Here is a 15,489-nt window from a genome sequence, read left to right on the forward strand (position 1 = left end):
TGGTATCAACAAACTTGGCACACTATTGAGTTCTCAAACAACAGACACACCCGGCACCACCACAACCTCAGCCGTGGATCGCTCCGGAGCAACTTATCTAACTTACCCGAACCCGGAAGCCTTAGCAAATCAGCGTTACCGCGACTCACAACTCCACAAGCAGGATCCCCACCCGAAATCAGCGCGTAACTAACCGCGCCATTTTCCAGGCTGTTCAGAAGGGGGTCGGTCGCTATCTTTCCGCATCAGCGGCGGCGACTCGAACAACAATACACGCCCCCAGCACCCGGCACAAATCCACCCCCACCACCCCACCCGCACCCCCAAAAACCCCGCCACCACACCGCAACCAGTCACCCAAAGAAGCCCCCGCCGGCCAAAACCACACCACCCGGCTTTTGTGCGGTGCATCACCCGCCACGGGCCCGCCTCACGGAATGGGGCATCCCGCCGGACGGTGTGAGCATCCGGCCGCAAGCCGGCGTCGGGCATCGGCCCACCGCCCGCCGTCGGACATCCGGCTGCAAGCCGGCATCGTCGTCACTTACGACGTCGAGCTGCGGGCCGCCGTCGGGCGGGGACGCCGGCCTTAACTAACTCTCCCCCGGCACCCGCGGAACCTTGGGTCAGCCCGGTGAGTACGAGCTGCTGGGCGCTACTAGACGGGGAGGACTTTCGTCTTCTCCTTGCTGTCCGCCCAGGCGATCGTCGCGTAGTACGTCGAAGAAGCCGGCGAGACTAGCTTTTTAGCCCCCAGGGTTACCGTGCCGGTGGCACCGCCGGTCCGGCTCTTGGTTTTTGCCGACGATACAAATTTGATGCCCTCGGAAATGTACTTGGACTTGGCAAACGTAGTGGAGGCTGGAGCCGTGGCCCGGAAGGACAGGTCGGCTGTTAGCGGCGAAACTACCGGGTTGTCGGGGTCGGCATAGTTCGTGAATTCCAGGGACATCTTCAACTGCCCCTTAGCCAACCCGTTCGGAACGACCAGGTTCAGGGATTCCGTCTCCCCGGATCCGTCGATCAGTGTTGTTTGTGTGCAGGTGTTGTCCTGCGTGACAGACACAAAGCCCAGTTTCTCGGGCGCATTGGATCCGCGGAGCGTTAGGGCGCTGCCGAACACGCTGACCCTCGTCCGTATGCAACCATCCGTCTGGTCAAATTCCGCGGTCAGCGCCTCGCCTCTCACCACGGTTTTCGTAACGCCGGGCTTCGGAGTGACGGGTTTCGGAGTGACGTGCCGCTCCGCCGCGATGCTCGCTCCGGCGCTGGCGAGTTGAACGACGAGTGTCCCAGCGAGTGCCAGTACTCCTAGTGCTGTCCTTTTCATGGCGCGTCTCTCTTTCGTCGGGCTGCGAGTCCTCACGGTTATCGGATGGTAGGACCTCGAGGTTGAGAAAACAATGGAACGCACGCTGCCAATGGAGGCCTAGGCCCGGCACTGCGTCTGGAGCGGGACTCATCGGCTGGGCCAGGGCATGTGGACGGCTTCTGTTCACCTGAAGCGCCCGCACTGCTACCTTGGCTGGATGGAACGATCACTGGTGAGGCCAAGGAACCGCAAGATCCTCGCGGGCGTGTGCGCTGCCCTCGCTGACCGCTTCGGCGTTTCCGTGAAACTGGTCCGCCTCGGATTCGTGCTGTTCGGCTTCTTTGGCGTCGGTGAGCTCGTCTACATCGCGCTGTGGATCCTCATTCCGAAAGCCAGTTAGCGGCAGGTTCGACGGCGGCTGCCGGCTGAGTGCCGACGTCGCCAACGCGCCGCCGGCGGCCGCGGCGTTGCGTAACGTGCCGGGCACCGAGAGGGCGGCGGACCGCCGGCCCGCCGCCCCACACAAGTTCGCTGTACGGGCGCTTGTCCTGGTCAAAATCAACCTCTACTGCACCCGCGACCCCGGCAGGTACCAGGCCAAGGATGACGTGAAGGGTTCGCTGGGCAGGTTTCCGGCGTTCCACGAGTCGGTGGACCGCACCACGGGAGTGTGGCCGTGGCCGTCCTTGAGCACGGCGCGGACCGTGGCGGTTCCGGCGACGATCACGAGTCCGAACAGCAGGACTACGAACAGTTCCATTTTTGGTTCCTCAGGGGTTGAGCGGATTGGATGGCTCCAGTGTCGGCAGCCACCGTGTGAGCAACCGTGTGAATCCCTGCGACTTAATTTCCCGGGACGCCAAAGAGCCCGCGGCGTAAAATGACTCCTATGGCCGAGACGTGGATCCGCCTCCTCGGTCCGCCAAAGATCGAGTCCTCGGGCACCGCTCCCCCACAGCCCAAAGGCCGCAAAGCCTGGGCTGTGCTGGCCTACCTTGCCCTGCAGCCGGACGGCGTGAGCCGCTCCCGGACCGCCATGCTGCTGTTCCCGGATGCCGCGGATCCGCTGGGCGCCCTGCGCTGGAACCTGTCCGAGCTGCGCCGGACCCTGGCTGGCGTCTCCATCACCGGCGACCCGCTCCGGCTGGCGCTCCTGCCGCCGTGGCATTGCGATGCCTTGGACCTCATCGGCTCGGCCAACGGCCACGGCCTGGACCCCCGAACGGTTAACGGCCAACTGCTGGAGGGGCTCTCCTTCGCGGACAACGCCGTCTTTGATTCCTGGCTGGCGGACCAGCGGTACCGGCTCGAGAACTGCGTCCAGTCGCTGCTGTACGAAGGGGCACTGTCCGCCCTCGCCGCGGGCGCCCCAGCCGACGCCGTGGAACTCGCCTCGCTGGCACTGCGCCGCGATGCCTTCCACGCGGACTGCACCGCGGTCCTGGTGAAGGCCCTTGTCGCCCTGGGCGATCACCGGCGGGCGCGGGAGGAAGTCGCCAAATGCGCGGACCTCTACCACCGTGAGCTGGGCCTGCCGCTGCCGGCGGAAGTCCGCCGTGCCCTGGCCGACTCGGAGCCGGTGGCCGACCCCGAGCTTCACGCCACCGTTGCCACCGTCCGGTCCTATCTCGACGCCGGCAGCGCCTCCTTGTCGTCGGGCGCCGTCGACCGGGGGCTCGACCAGTTGCGCCTGGCCGTCGTCCTGGCCCAGCGGACCGCGGACCGGCATCTCGTGGCCGAGTCGCTGGTGACGCTGTCCGGGGCGCTGATCCACCAGGCGGGCGGGCGCGGCGCCGAGGTGGCCGACTTCCTGCACCGCGCACTGTCGGCGGAAGCGCCCGACGGCGTCTCCCGGACTGCCGCCGCGGCGTACCGCGAGCTGGGCTACTTGTCGGTCCAGCGCGGGGTGCCGGACCGTGCGGCCGGCTGGCTGGACCGGGCGATTCAGGCGGCCGAGGGAATCCCGGAGGAGCGGGCCAGGATCCTTGCGATCCAGGGCATGCTGGCCTCGGACACAGCGCACTATGGCGATGCGGTGGCTGACTTCGCGGAGTCCAGAAGGCTCGCCAAGGCGGTCCCGAACCGCCGGCAGTTGGCGTTCAGCGAGGCGCTGCTGGGGCGTGTGCACCTGTTGCGCGGGGACCTCGGGCTGGCGGCCGCCGCCTTGGACCGGGCGCTTGAAGGGGTGGCTGCGGAACACTGGACCGCGTTCGAACCGTTTGTCGCCGGGGTCCGGGGTGAAACCTACCTGGCCGCCGGGCGGCTGGAGGAGGCGGCGGACCTGATCGACCGGGCCTGGGTGATGGCCGAACTCGCCGGCGACCACTGCTTCCTGGCCCTGGCGGCCGGGGCCGAAGCCCGGCTGTTCCTGGCCCACGGCGACCTCGCTGCCGCGGAACACTGGATCGACCGGGGCCTCGAGCCGAAGCCGTGGTACCTCTGGTACACGGCCCGGCTGCTGGATGTCGCGGCGGAGGTCACCATCGCCACGGGCTCGCCGCGGGCATCCCAGTTCACAGAGCGGCTGGCCAGTCTGGCCAGCCGGAGCGGGATGCGGGAGTTCGTGGTGCGGGCGCAGTCACACCGGGCGGCACTCGGCGACGAGGCCGCGGCCCAGTCCGTGCCCTGGCTCGCGAAGGAAATCGACAACCCCGCGCTGACCGCGTTCCTGGCCCGCCGGCACAGCGTCTCCCTTTGAGCTGACCGGCAGTGAGCTGACCGCCGTCGAGCGGGGCCGGAGCCGGTTCCGGAAGCCCGGTCCCGCCGTCGTCCGCGCTCCCGTGAAGCCCACCCCCAACTGACCGGCAGCAGGGGCCGCTTCGGGGGCTCAAAACGGGCCCCATCTGCCAGCTATTGGGGATGAAGCACACCCGGGTTAAACAAAAGCAGGGCCCGTCAAAGACGGACCCTGCTCGAAACCTGTAAGGTTCCGGACTCAGAAGAGTTAGCTGGAAGCTAAGTCTTAGAGAGCCTGGATGTTTACGGCCTGGGGACCCTTGGGGCCCTGCTCGGTTTCGAAGGAGACCTTCTGGTTCTCTTCGAGGGAGCGGAAGCCGGAGGAAGCGATCGCGGAGTAGTGTGCGAAGACGTCCTGTGAGGAGTCATCGGGGGAAATGAAGCCGAAGCCCTTTTCAGCGTTAAACCATTTGACGGTACCAGTAGCCATTATTTTTTGTCCTTCGTGAAGGTGGAGGAAAAGTCCCGACTTTCGGGTCCTCCGGTGTGGGGTGCTCAAAACCGCTGCTTCAGAAGAACAAGGTCTCTCAACCTTGCGTACTGCCTGAACTACGAACTGCATAAACACAACAACAGGATCAACTCTACAGGAGATTTGCGGGGCGGCTTACCACAGCCCCGCCGTCCTGCCGTCCGCGGCAGGCCCGCCCGGCCCCGGCCGGGTCCCGCACCGGACCGGCAGGCCGTCTGTACCGTACCGGGCCGCAGGCATATCCTGCAGGAAGACCAGCCCGCCGCCCGTTATAAGAGGGAGACTCATGGAAATGCCGAAAGCGTCCGACGCCGACAAGGACCACTTCCGCTCGGTGCTGCCCGACCATCCCGAGGTGGTCGTCAAGCCGATGTTCGGGAACCTGGGGGCCTTCGTGAACGGGAACATGTTCGCCGGCCTGTTCGGCCCCACCATCGGCGTGAAGCTGGACGAGCAGGACAAAGAGACGCTTGAAAGCACCGAGCGGACCGTTCCGTTCGGGCCGCCCGAGCGCCCCATGGGCGGCTACACCGGACTGCCGGAAGTCTGGAACGCCGAGGGCGACGGCGACAAGGCACGGGCCAAGGCCTGGGTGGAGAAAGCATTCGAGCACGTGGCCGGGCTGCCGCCCAAGGAGCCGAAGGCTTCCAAGCCCCGGCCCAAAAAGTAGCCCCCGCCGTCGGACTTCTGATTGCGGCGCATGGCCTCTCGAATTCGGAGGCGCCTGATGAGCCGCTGCAAGAGAGTTGTTCAACGCCTAAGGCAGGGTCAAGTTCACGAGTTCTGACCGGCTCCCTGTCGTCAGGTCCTCGGTCAGGACCAGGGCGCCGACCTCGGGGCAGTGGTATTTGTACTCCCGCGCGTTCTTTTCCAGCGGCGTCCAGTCGTAGACCTTGACGCAGTCCTTGTAGGTGCCGGATTTCGTGGTGACGGTCTCGCCGGTCGTGACGGTGTCCCGGATATCCTCCGCATGGCCGACGTAAAATTCCTGCCGGTAGGAATCGCCGGGGCGCTGCTCGGCCTTCATCCAGATGCCGGCTTTGGCCCCGTCTTTTCCATGCAGGAAGCTGCCGGAGTGGCTCAGCAGGATTCCATTCGAGTAGTTGTCCACGTCCTCGCCGAAGTACCACACGTCGCCGTTCTTGTGCTGCGCCAGGTAGTCCCGGGTTTCCTCGACGAGCTGCCCGTTCTTGTATTCCTTGTCCAGATACACCACCGTCTCCACACCCGCGATGGTCATGGTCTCGGGCAGGATTTCGATCTCGACCCTCTCGGCGACCTTTCCCTGTTCGGCGGTCTCGTACGTCAGTTTCTTGCCGACCGGGAGGGCGAAGTATTTATTGGTGATCTTGGTGGTGAAATCGGCAGGATTGATCTGCGGGTTGTACTCCGCGGTACTGCTCTTGTTTGTGGTGTCGAAGCCAAACAGCGACACCCCGCCCACAACCAGCAACAGCACGATGACACCAAAAAAGATTCTGGTTCGTGGATTCATGACCTTCCCACTCCTTCTGAGCAGAAAATCCCGTCCGGGTCAGAGCACCGCTGCGTGCTCATGGCCACGTAGAAAAGGTAGGGCAGTCCGCATCGAACCAGGACACCCTTGACGAACACCACGCGTGGAGAGGCACCGCTTCCCCGGAGCGACAGAGAAGAAACCAACGGTCGCAGCGGGCAGGCACCGTCCGGCTTTATTTTGCCCGAGTCTCTTCGGGGAAGACCAGAGGCTTCCGGGCTTTACGGGACACTATTGCGCGAGCTGCTGGCCCCTGCCGGCCTGTAACCGCGGCACCCGCTTGAACGCCCGACGGCGGCCACCCTCCGGAGTGATGGTGCTGCAGCCGGGGTCCGCGCTACTAGTAACCCGACGTCGCGTCCGCCATCTCCCGGACGGGCGGAGTCGCAGGAATGACTTTTGCGTCCGGGATGTTCGGGGTTTCCGCCCGTGTGTCGCGGCGGGTCCGGCGCGCAACGGCGCGGCCTGCCGCCGTCGAGAGCCGGTGGGCGGGCTGTTCCACGTAGCGGAAGAACAGCTCGGCGATTCCGAACGAGGCGGCCACGGAGAGCGCGAGCGCCAGGGGAAGCGAGACGGAGCGGAGCAAGGTGACGCCGGCCAGGATGATCGGGAGGTGCACCAAATAGAGGCTGAAGGACACACGTCCCAGCCATTGCGCCACGGCCGTATCACCGAGCTTCTTGGCCGAGCCGCAGGACACGAACAGCAGGACGATCAGCAAGGCCCCCACGGTGACGACGGCCTCGACGCCGGGGATCGGCTGCTCGCGGCTGATCCATTCCGCGTTGGCCAGGAACAGGCCGGCGGCGGCCACGAAGAACCAGACAAAGCGCGGCCAGGATTGGGTCAGGTCGCGGACCCGCTCACGTTCAGCGCCGAGGACGGCCCCGATGGCGAAGATCGGGAGGTACGTCAGCCAGTCCACGTCCTGCACCCCTCCCACCACAGCGAGCAGGAGGGCAAGGCCGATTTTCACGTGCCAGAGGCGCCGCCAGCGGAGGGCGAGAAAGACGTAGGCCGGCAACAGGAGGGAGAACGCGACCTCCCATTTGAGTGACCACAGCGGGGTGTTGATGGTGCTCGCGCTCAGCATCAGCAGTCCGTCCTTGAGGACCTGGCCCACGCTGGGGTGGGTCACGTACATGTCCGCCCACGGACTCTGCAGCGGCGACGCCGTCCGGGGAATCATCAGGACCAACGCCACGGCCACCGCCAGGGACGCCCAGGCCGGCAGGTAGAGGCGGAAGAAGCGCTTGGCGTAGTACTGCGCCCAACTCCTGGCGGCCCCCGGCCGGGTGAACGGCAGGACCAGCACGAAGCCGGAGAGCACAAAGAAGACGTGGACCGCCGGAGTGCCGTTCCAGAGGACGTGCAGTGGAGAAAAGACAGCCCATGACTCGGCGGTGGTGAGTTCCGTGGAGCGGTCGCCGTTGACAGCGCTCCCGATTCCGGGGAGCGTCGACATAACGTGGCAGGCGACAACCACCAGGGCGGCAATCCCCCTGAGGCCATCCAGCTGAGTGACTCTTGATTGACCAGACTTAGAGCGCATTCACCTTATGTTACCAGTTCGTTACATTGCGTCCCTCGCCGGACGATGGTTCCCGAGCCCGGCTTCGCGGCTTCGGGACGGCCCCTGCCCTTGCCGTCGTTGCCGCGGGAGACGTGGTCATCGTCTTCGCCGTCGGCGGGAGGTCCAATTGCCCCCTCGATGTGGGCCTCCCCGAGAAATAGTTCCGCATCACCGGACTGGATGCTCCCCGCGGGTCTAGGGTGAGACGGTCGGCACCCGCCGCGAAAACCCTCAAGGAGGGTGCATGACTTTAAGCCAGTCCAGCTCCGAACAATTCGGACAGCATCTGAAAAGCGTCGGCGGCTCAGAGGCCGACGCCGACGGTTCCACCTACGTCGTCACGGAGGAAGACACCGTGGAAAGCGTCGTCTCGGGCCTGCGGATGAAACAGCAGGAGCACGGAAATCAGGCCAGCGAGCCCTCCGTCCTCCATGCGTCGGCCCAAGTCCTCATCAGCAGGCGTGATGAGCAGGATCCGGCCCATCACGCCGGGACCTCCCAACCGGGGACGTATCAGCTGGACATTCACTTCGGCGGGGGCCACAGCACCCGGGAATCCATCCCCGAAAAAGACCTGGAAGCCGCCCAGATCTGGGCCCAGGGCCGGATCGACGCCGATGCCGCGGACTTCGGTGCCATCTATTTTCCCTCCGGCGGCGGCATTGCCCCCGGAACGGGTGCACTGGAGTGCAGCTACGACCGTGCGGTGGGCTGGTACCGGTAAGAAAACCGGACCTGTCGAACCCAGCCGACAGCTCTTGTCACGCAGTTAACCGCTCATTCACATCGCACTCGCAACCTGTCCAACCGGCCGCCGTACGGTCGACGGCATGGACAACATTTCACGCAGATCCCTTCTTTCCGCCGGCCTCGGGGCCGGGCTCGTCGCCGCCTGGCCGGGTACCGCCGTCGCCGTTTCCACCGCGGACGACGCCGGCCTCCGCACTGATCCGTTCCTGCTGGGCATCGCCTCCGGCGAGCCGTGGCCGGACGGCTTCGTGATCTGGACCCGGCTGGCCCTGGACCCGGTGGCCGGCGACGGCCAGGGCGGGATGCCGTCGCGCAACGTCGCGGTGGCGTGGGAAGTGGCCGAGGATGCCGGCATGCGCAGGGTCGTAGCCCGCGGCGTCGAACACGCACGGATCGAAACCGCGCACTCCGTGCATGTAGAGCTGAAAGGCCTGCGCCCGGGACGCGAATACTTCTACCGGTTCCGCACCGGCAGGCACGTCAGCGCGGTGGGCCGGACCCTCACCAGCCCGGCGCTGCACGAGACTCCGGCGGCGCTGGCCATGGCGTTCGCCAGCTGCGCGCAGTACGAGCACGGCTATTTCACCGCCTATGCGCGGCTGGCGCAGGACCACCCGGACCTGGTGCTGCACCTGGGCGACTACCTGTACGAGTACAAGAAGGACAGCTACGTGATCGGAGGCGGCAACCCGCGCGACCACGAAGGTCCCGAGACCACCACCCTGGCCGGCTACCGGCAGCGGCACGCGCAGTACAAGGCCGACGCCGACCTGCAGGCAGCGCACGCGGTGGCGCCGTGGCTGGTGGTGTGGGATGACCACGAGGTGGACAACAACTGGGCGGATGAGGTCCCGGAAAACAGGGATGCCGGGCAGCTGAACGACACCTCCGAGCATTTCCGGCAGCGCCGTGCGGCCGCGTTCCAGGCGTACTACGAGAACATGCCGCTGCGGGCCTCGTCCGTGCCGGCCAGGTTCGACATGAAGATCTACCGCACCATCCAGTGGGGCCAGCTGGCCAACTTCCACATGATGGACACCCGGCAGTACCGCGACGACCAGCTCGCCGGCGACGGCTGGAAGAAGAACGTGGCCGGGCGCTTGGCCGAGGACCGCACCATCACCGGCGCGGAGCAGGAGAAGTGGCTGCTGGACGGCTTCCGGAACTCCACGCAGCGCTGGGACATCCTGGGCCAGCAGGTCTTCTTCGCCGAGCGGGACAGGAACCAAGCGCCGGAGATCGACGACGTCTCCATGGACGGGTGGGACGGCTACGCCGCGTCCCGCCGCCGCATCACGCAGGGCTGGGTGGACGCGAATGTGCGCAACGCCGTCGTCCTCACCGGCGACGTGCACCGCAACTGGGCCAACGACATCAAGGTGGACTACAGGGACCCGGCGTCGCCCGTGGTGGGCTCGGAACTCGTCTGCACGTCCATCACGTCCACCGGCAACGGCTCAGGCTCCACAACGGACCCGGTAATGGCCTGGAACCCGCACCTGAAGTTCTACAACGACAACCGCGGCTACGTGAACACCCGCATCACGAAGGACGCGATGACCGCTGACTTCCGGACGCTGGACTACGTCACGACGCCGGGCGCGCCCGTCAGCACGAAGGCGTCGTTCGCGATCCGGGACGGGGTGCCGGGGCTGCAGTAGCGCCGCTCCCCCAGCCCTGCGCCACTTACAAGACGCAGTTGGGCTGGTAGGCCGGATCAGCGGGACCGGACGCCATGCTCAGTGCGTGGGCCACAAGCTGGTGCACCACGGGGTCGTTCGGCGTCTGGTCATGTTCGATCGGATCGGCCGGGCACTTGTCCTGGATGGTGATGTTGGTGATCTGTCGCGCCGGCCCGTCGAGGAACTGGCTGTTGTAGGGAATGACCACTTCGTCGTTCACCGTGGAGATGACGGTATAGGAGGGTCCCGCAACCGTATCGCCGATGGAGTTGAGCTTCTGCATAAAAGCCGACCCCGCTTGCTGGTCGGCGCAGGCGGCACAGCCCGCGCCGGTGTAGTTGGGGTCCGGGACAACGCCCGGCTGCGGGACAACCACGCCTTCGGTGCCGTGATTGGAGGGTGCGATCCCGATGAGATGGTGGACATTCTTGGCGCCGCCGAGGAAGCCCATGTAGTAGCGGGGCATCATGCCGCCCTGGCTGTGGCCGACGAGATCCACCTGCTTGGCGCCGGTGGCGGCACGCACCTTATCCACGAACGGGGCGAGCTGCTGCGCTGAATCGGCGACCGGCGCGGTGGCATACACGCCGCTGGTCTCGCCGTAGTTGAGGGCGAAGACGCAGTACCCGGCGTTCTTGAGGTTTGGCGAGAGGGTGGACCAGTTCTTGTCCATGCTCTCGAAGGTTCCGGGCACCAGGATGACCGGATACGGATGCTCGGCGCTCGGCTTGCAGGACCAGTCATTGGCACCCGGCGGGGAAATCTCAACAGGTTCCGCATGGGCGGGGGCCACGGCCAGGGAGCCGGCCAGAACGGCAGCAGCGGCGGCGGTGGACAGGACTTTTGCGAGCATTGACATGGAAACCTCTTTGTTCGTGTGTCAGCGGGCTGCGGGGCCGGCAGTAACCGTTGTACTGCGGGTCGGCCAGCGTTGCCCGGTTACTCAACAGTAGGCAGCCCGGAGCCCGATCCGGCCATGATTTTGCACGGATGTGCACCAAAACCGGCTCTGAGGGCGAGCCCTGTCTGCCCTGAAATGACGCCCCGCTCGAGAAACAAAGCTACTGGTCAGTACCTTCTTTTCACCCGAGACGGCCTGAGAAAACGGTCCACAGCGCCTGCACAAACGTGCATTCGGCGGCCCGTTTGCGGCGCCGGGCACCTCGTCCTCGTGCGCGCAATACGAGCACGTCAACTTCACCGCCTACGCGCGGCTGGCGCAGGTCCCCGCGGACTTGGTGCTGCAGGCTCGTGGTGCAAGCTGGACGACGTCGGGGACGTGCCCGGCTCCGTCGGCTCTCCCTGCCGTCGGACTTGCGGAAAACCGTCGTGACGCCCGCGGTACCCGGTGTCTAAACGTCCGCAAGGTACTTGACGAGGCCTTCGAGCAGTTCATCCCGGAACTGCTCGTCACCGTCCTCAATAGGGCTCGTCGCGACCAGATGATGGCCGCCCTCCCTGACCTGATACCAGCTTGGTACCTTCCGCAGGACCCAGGTTCGAGTTGCGTTATGGAGCAACCCCTCGGTGTCCACTGCAAACCGTCGAGCAGCGTCGGCCCCCAGCGTGAATGACCATCCCTCCCCGACGCCACCGGCGAAGACCCATGGATGCGTGGACTGGTCGGCGCTGACGATGTCCTCCCTCGGTATTTGGCGGCGGCGGCAGACCTGCACGAACAGGTGCAGCGCCTCGGCGAAGACCGAATCTTCCATCGTCACAACTTACCCGCCGGCCTGCAAAACCCGGCAAAGCTTCGGGTGCTTCGGCGGGATTGCGAGAAGAAGCTGCGAGGACCGCAGTATTGTGAGCCCGAAGGTACGATCTCCCTAGCTGCAGCGCTGCAGGGAATCGACCGGACTGAAGATTGATGGGGGACGACGGAATGGTGGAACTGAAACGCATCTACTGGAGCCGCCAGGCTCTGCGTGCGGCCTATTCGGCGGTCGTTGTCTGGTTGGGCGCCTCCGTTTTCCTGGCGCTCATGCCGAAGGCGACTCAGCCGGTCAACCGCAGCGCGGCCACCGCCGCTGAAATTCTTCGCGGACTGTTCGACGGCGTTCTGGCTGCGGTCAGCGTCCCCGGGCTTTTCCTGGTGGTTCTGACGATTGTTGCGGCCGTCATCCGCGCCAGAGATATAAAACGCAGGGACCCGATCCGGCGTTTCAGCCGCCAGCAACGCCGGGAGGGCATGGCACGCGCTGGTGGCCAGTGCGAGATGGAGGCCGGACTCCGGCGGCGGTGCCCGCGTCCCGCTGAGCATGGTGACCATTTCTACCCGTGGTCCAAGGGCGGATCCACCAGCCTGCAGAACTTTGTCGCGGCCTGTGCCAGGTGCAACCGGACTAAGGGAGCTGGGGTTCCCTCGCCCGGTCAACAGTCAAGGATGGCGCGACGGCGGCAGGCGTACGTTGCGCAGGGTGGTCCCGTCAGCATCGGCGCCCGGCAGCCGCTCTCCTAAGCTGCCGAGCGCCAACTCGCGCCAGTACCCTGCCGAACACTCGCTCGCCGCGACCCCACCCATCGCACGTCAGAGCCGCCTCGCCCCAAGAATAGACACTCCTGCACCCCGGGATATCCGGGGTCGCATGAGGCCCCTACCGGCTACTCCCCGCGTGCCGTCGAGAGGTGCCCGGCGGCCGCGATCTCCAGATGTGTCAGGTCCGATGCCACGGTAACGAAGGTAAAGCCCTCCTCGATGCGCTGGCGGGCGATCTCACCGCTGGCCGTGTGAATGGCGGCAATCACACCCGCGGCCTGCGCGGCCTCTCGGATAGTGACCAGCGCCGCGTTGAACTCCTCCGCCACATCAGGGTCGTTCGGGTACTTTCCGCCCACGGCCAGGCACAGGTCGGACGGGCCGATGTATACACCGTCGATGCCCTGCACCGCGCAAATCTCTTTGACGTTCGCAAGGCCTTCCGGCGTCTCGATCATTGCCAGGCACAGCACCGTGGCGTCCGCTTCTGCCGGAGTGGGCCCTATCCGCAGCGCAGACCGCATGGGACCGTAGGACCGCATGCCGTGCGGCGGATAACGAACGGCCCGGACGGCCGCGGCGGCTTCCTCGGCGTTGTTGACCAGCGGCACAATGACGCCGGCTGCCCCGGCGTCCAGCGCCTGCCCGATGAACGCCGCGTTGTTGGACGGGACGCGGACGATTCCGGCAGCCCCCGCGGCATCAATCGCCATCAGGCCATGAAGCCAGCCCGAATAGCCCATGAGACCGTGTTGCGCGTCGAGCGCCACGTAGTCGTAGCCCAGCCGTGCCACGCGCTCGGTGGACACCGGTGAGTCAAGAACCACCCAGTATCCGACGACGGGTTCATTGGCTCGGGCTTTTGCGGCAAATGATGCGGCACTCATGGGGTATTCCTCTTCAGTTCAGACAATGCGGGCACATACGGATCAGGTGGGTTCGGGCAGGAGGGCTAGCGGTTGTAGTTGGGCATCGGGCCACGCGTCTCCGCAGCCACGGCGTCGCAGGCTGCCACGACGTCCTCCGGCAACGGTCCCTTGGCGGCGGCGGCAATGTTGGCCTGCAGCTGCTCGACCTTGGAACCGCCCAGCAGGATGGAACTCACTCCCGGCTTGCTCAATAGCCAGCGGAAGGACACTTCGGGCAGCTGCAGGCCGGCGTCCTCCGCGATGTCGCCGAGCCGACGGACGGCCTCGAAGAGCCTCGGGTCCCAGTAGCGCTGCTTGTACATCTCCGCGAGGCGGGAGTTGCCGAAGCGTCCGTCGGCGGGCGACTCGGTGAAGGAGTGCTTGCCGGTCAGCAGGCCACCACCCAATGGGTTGTAGACCATGGTCAGCAGCCCGGTGTGCTGGGCGAATTCGAGGTATTCGTCCTCGATCCGGGTGGCCAGCAGGTTGTACAGCTGCTGGGCCACAACCGGCCGCGGCACGCCGGCCGCGTCAGCCGCCGCGTTCAGCTCGCTGATCTGCCAGGCCGCGTAGTTGGACACGCCCCAGGCGCGGACCTTTCCGTCGCGGATCAGCTGCCCGACGGCGTCGAGCGTCTCCGTGAGCGGCGCTTTCCGGTCCGGCTGGTGGAGGTAGAACAGCTCGATGCGGTCTGTCGCCAGGCGGCGAAGGCTGCCCTCAACGGAGCGGCGGACGCCTTCGGCTGACAGCGGTGAGTTGTCGCCGGCGTCGGGATGCGGCATCCCGGCCTTGGAGGCGAGGATAACGTCGTCGCGGTGGCCCGGCAGGAGCTTGGCGAGGATTTCCTCGCTGGCTCCCCCGGCATACCCGTTGGCCGTGTCCACAACGGTGATGCCGGCGTCGAGCGCTGTGGAAAGCATGCCCTCGGCAATCTCCTCCGTGGCCGTGTCACCGAACGTCATGGTGCCCAGCGCCAGTTGCGAAACGGGAAGGTCCAGGCCCGCCACAATAATTCCTTGCATCAGATTGCTTCCTCCATCAGAGCGGGCTGTTTCACGAGCCCGTGCTTCACATTCATTGTCCGCAGCGTTCAGGCAACGGGGTTGACCGGTTCTTCATTGCGGAGCACCCGCGCCACGTCCGATACCACCATCACGCCCATCGTGGCGTTCGCCTGGTCCGTGAAGGCGCCGATGTGCGGGGTCAGGATGACGTTGGGTGCCGTCCGGATGGCGCTGTGCTGCTGCAACGGTTCCAGGCTGAACGCATCCAACGCCGCACCTGCAAGGGCACCCGCGTGAAGACGTCCGGCGAGGGCGTCTTCGTCAACCAGCCCGCCTCGCGCTGCGTTGATGAGGAACGCTCCCTTCTTCATCGTGGCGAGCGCGGCGGCATCCAACATCGGCGGATCGCCAGGAGTCCCCGGCATGTGCAGGCTGAGGAAATCGGCGGACGCGATGCAGTTCTCCAGGCTTGTCTGCACCGCGTCCAGCGGGTGGAAGATCTCCGCGGGAAGGTATGGATCGTAAGCCACCACCTTCATGTCGAAGGCGCGGGCCCGGCGGGCCACCGCCTGCCCGATCCGGCCAAAACCCACCAGGCCAAGGGTTCGGCCGGTAAGTTCGACGCCGGTGAAACGGTCCCAGCCTCCGGCCTGGGTCGACTGGTGGGCGGGAATGATCTGGCGGGCGAGGGCGAGCATCAGTCCGAAGGTCAGGTCTGCGACGGCGCCGGAGTTGGACCCTGGCGCGTTCACCACCCGGATTCCGGCAGCCGCGGCCGCGGCGCAGTCGATGTTGTCCACTCCCACACCGTGTTTGGCAACGACCCTGAGGTTGGGAGCCGCAGCGAAGACGGACGCGTCCACGGCGTCCAGGCCCACGATCACTGCCGCGGCATCCCCGATTTCCCCGGCGAGGTCGCTGGCGGAGAGCGGGTGCGGCTTGACCGGCCGGCGCACGGTAAAGCCATGGTCCTCCAGTGCCTGCCAGGGTTCCCTGGACTGCTGGCCGAAGCTGGGGGTGGTGATGAGGATTTCCACGGAAAGAAACTCCAAACTCT

General features: G+C 65.8%; 17 protein-coding genes. 7 read left to right on the top strand and 10 right to left on the bottom strand.

Annotated features, from left to right (window positions below; translation table 11 throughout):
* On the top strand, positions 1–193 hold a 193-nt coding region (locus AC1DC5_RS17805; protein WP_476866023.1), incomplete at its 5' end, for a hypothetical protein.
* Between the two features lie 465 nt (positions 194–658).
* On the opposite strand, the gene AC1DC5_RS17810 is transcribed toward AC1DC5_RS17805, so the two are convergent.
* Positions 659–1,330 (bottom strand): hypothetical protein, encoded by a 672-nt coding sequence (locus AC1DC5_RS17810; protein WP_476866024.1) that lies wholly within the window; start codon positions 1,328–1,330, stop codon positions 659–661.
* Positions 1,331–1,529: 199 nt separating this feature from the next.
* Between AC1DC5_RS17810 and AC1DC5_RS17815 the strand changes: the two genes are divergently transcribed.
* The gene (locus AC1DC5_RS17815) at positions 1,530–1,712 is read left to right on the top strand and encodes a PspC domain-containing protein (protein ID WP_476866025.1); all 183 of its coding nucleotides are present in this window, start codon (positions 1,530–1,532) and stop codon (positions 1,710–1,712) included.
* 165 nt (positions 1,713–1,877) lie between these two features.
* Here the strand turns inward: AC1DC5_RS17815 and AC1DC5_RS17820 are convergent, their stop codons facing one another.
* Positions 1,878–2,072: a hypothetical protein gene (locus AC1DC5_RS17820; protein ID WP_476866026.1), complete on the bottom strand. Its 195-nt coding sequence runs from the start codon at positions 2,070–2,072 to the stop codon at positions 1,878–1,880.
* Positions 2,073–2,201: 129 nt separating this feature from the next.
* On the opposite strand from AC1DC5_RS17820, the gene AC1DC5_RS17825 reads away from it, so the two are divergent.
* The gene (locus tag AC1DC5_RS17825) at positions 2,202–4,010 is read left to right on the top strand and encodes an AfsR/SARP family transcriptional regulator (RefSeq protein ID WP_476866027.1); all 1,809 of its coding nucleotides are present in this window, start codon (positions 2,202–2,204) and stop codon (positions 4,008–4,010) included.
* 264 nt (positions 4,011–4,274) lie between these two features.
* On the opposite strand, the gene AC1DC5_RS17830 is transcribed toward AC1DC5_RS17825, so the two are convergent.
* Positions 4,275–4,478, bottom strand: coding sequence for a cold-shock protein (locus AC1DC5_RS17830; protein ID WP_024365339.1), 204 nt, complete (start codon positions 4,476–4,478; stop codon positions 4,275–4,277).
* A gap of 328 nt (positions 4,479–4,806) precedes the next feature.
* Here AC1DC5_RS17830 and AC1DC5_RS17835 point away from each other — a divergent pair, with 328 nt between their 5' ends.
* On the top strand, positions 4,807–5,190 hold the full coding sequence (locus AC1DC5_RS17835) for a TfoX/Sxy family protein (protein ID WP_476866028.1): 384 nt from the start codon (positions 4,807–4,809) through the stop codon (positions 5,188–5,190).
* 87 nt (positions 5,191–5,277) lie between these two features.
* On the opposite strand, the gene AC1DC5_RS17840 is transcribed toward AC1DC5_RS17835, so the two are convergent.
* Both AC1DC5_RS17840 and AC1DC5_RS17845 read right to left on the bottom strand, forming a co-directional pair.
* Entirely contained in the window at positions 5,278–6,015 is a 738-nt protein-coding gene (locus AC1DC5_RS17840) for a hypothetical protein (RefSeq protein WP_476866029.1), read from the bottom strand.
* A 361-nt stretch (positions 6,016–6,376) separates the two neighbouring features.
* Complete coding sequence (locus AC1DC5_RS17845) at positions 6,377–7,588, bottom strand: acyltransferase family protein (protein ID WP_476866030.1); 1,212 nt, start codon at positions 7,586–7,588, stop codon at positions 6,377–6,379.
* A 265-nt stretch (positions 7,589–7,853) separates the two neighbouring features.
* Here AC1DC5_RS17845 and AC1DC5_RS17850 point away from each other — a divergent pair, with 265 nt between their 5' ends.
* Positions 7,854–8,333, top strand: coding sequence for a hypothetical protein (locus tag AC1DC5_RS17850; protein WP_476866031.1), 480 nt, complete (start codon positions 7,854–7,856; stop codon positions 8,331–8,333).
* Between the two features lie 106 nt (positions 8,334–8,439).
* Positions 8,440–10,020: an alkaline phosphatase D family protein gene (locus AC1DC5_RS17855; RefSeq protein WP_476866032.1), complete on the top strand. Its 1,581-nt coding sequence runs from the start codon at positions 8,440–8,442 to the stop codon at positions 10,018–10,020.
* A gap of 25 nt (positions 10,021–10,045) precedes the next feature.
* Here AC1DC5_RS17855 and AC1DC5_RS17860 read toward each other — a convergent pair whose 3' ends face one another.
* Positions 10,046–10,900, bottom strand: coding sequence for an esterase/lipase family protein (locus tag AC1DC5_RS17860; protein WP_476866033.1), 855 nt, complete (start codon positions 10,898–10,900; stop codon positions 10,046–10,048).
* A gap of 493 nt (positions 10,901–11,393) precedes the next feature.
* Positions 11,394–11,756 carry a hypothetical protein gene (locus AC1DC5_RS17865; RefSeq protein WP_476866034.1) on the bottom strand — a complete coding sequence of 121 codons (363 nt, stop codon included), beginning with the start codon at positions 11,754–11,756 and terminating at the stop codon, positions 11,394–11,396.
* Positions 11,757–11,926: 170 nt separating this feature from the next.
* Between AC1DC5_RS17865 and AC1DC5_RS17870 the strand changes: the two genes are divergently transcribed.
* Positions 11,927–12,502, top strand: coding sequence for an HNH endonuclease (locus AC1DC5_RS17870; protein WP_476866035.1), 576 nt, complete (start codon positions 11,927–11,929; stop codon positions 12,500–12,502).
* 143 nt (positions 12,503–12,645) lie between these two features.
* On the opposite strand, the gene AC1DC5_RS17875 is transcribed toward AC1DC5_RS17870, so the two are convergent.
* From AC1DC5_RS17875 to AC1DC5_RS17885, 3 genes are all read right to left on the bottom strand, one after another.
* Positions 12,646–13,407: an HpcH/HpaI aldolase family protein gene (locus AC1DC5_RS17875; protein ID WP_476866036.1), complete on the bottom strand. Its 762-nt coding sequence runs from the start codon at positions 13,405–13,407 to the stop codon at positions 12,646–12,648.
* A gap of 65 nt (positions 13,408–13,472) precedes the next feature.
* Positions 13,473–14,450 (bottom strand): aldo/keto reductase, encoded by a 978-nt coding sequence (locus AC1DC5_RS17880; RefSeq protein WP_476866037.1) that lies wholly within the window; start codon positions 14,448–14,450, stop codon positions 13,473–13,475.
* Between the two features lie 68 nt (positions 14,451–14,518).
* Entirely contained in the window at positions 14,519–15,469 is a 951-nt protein-coding gene (locus tag AC1DC5_RS17885; protein WP_476866038.1) for a phosphoglycerate dehydrogenase, read from the bottom strand.
* Between the last annotated feature and the right edge of the window lie 20 nt (positions 15,470–15,489).

Source organism: Arthrobacter sp. 10L424 (genome assembly GCF_056395325.1).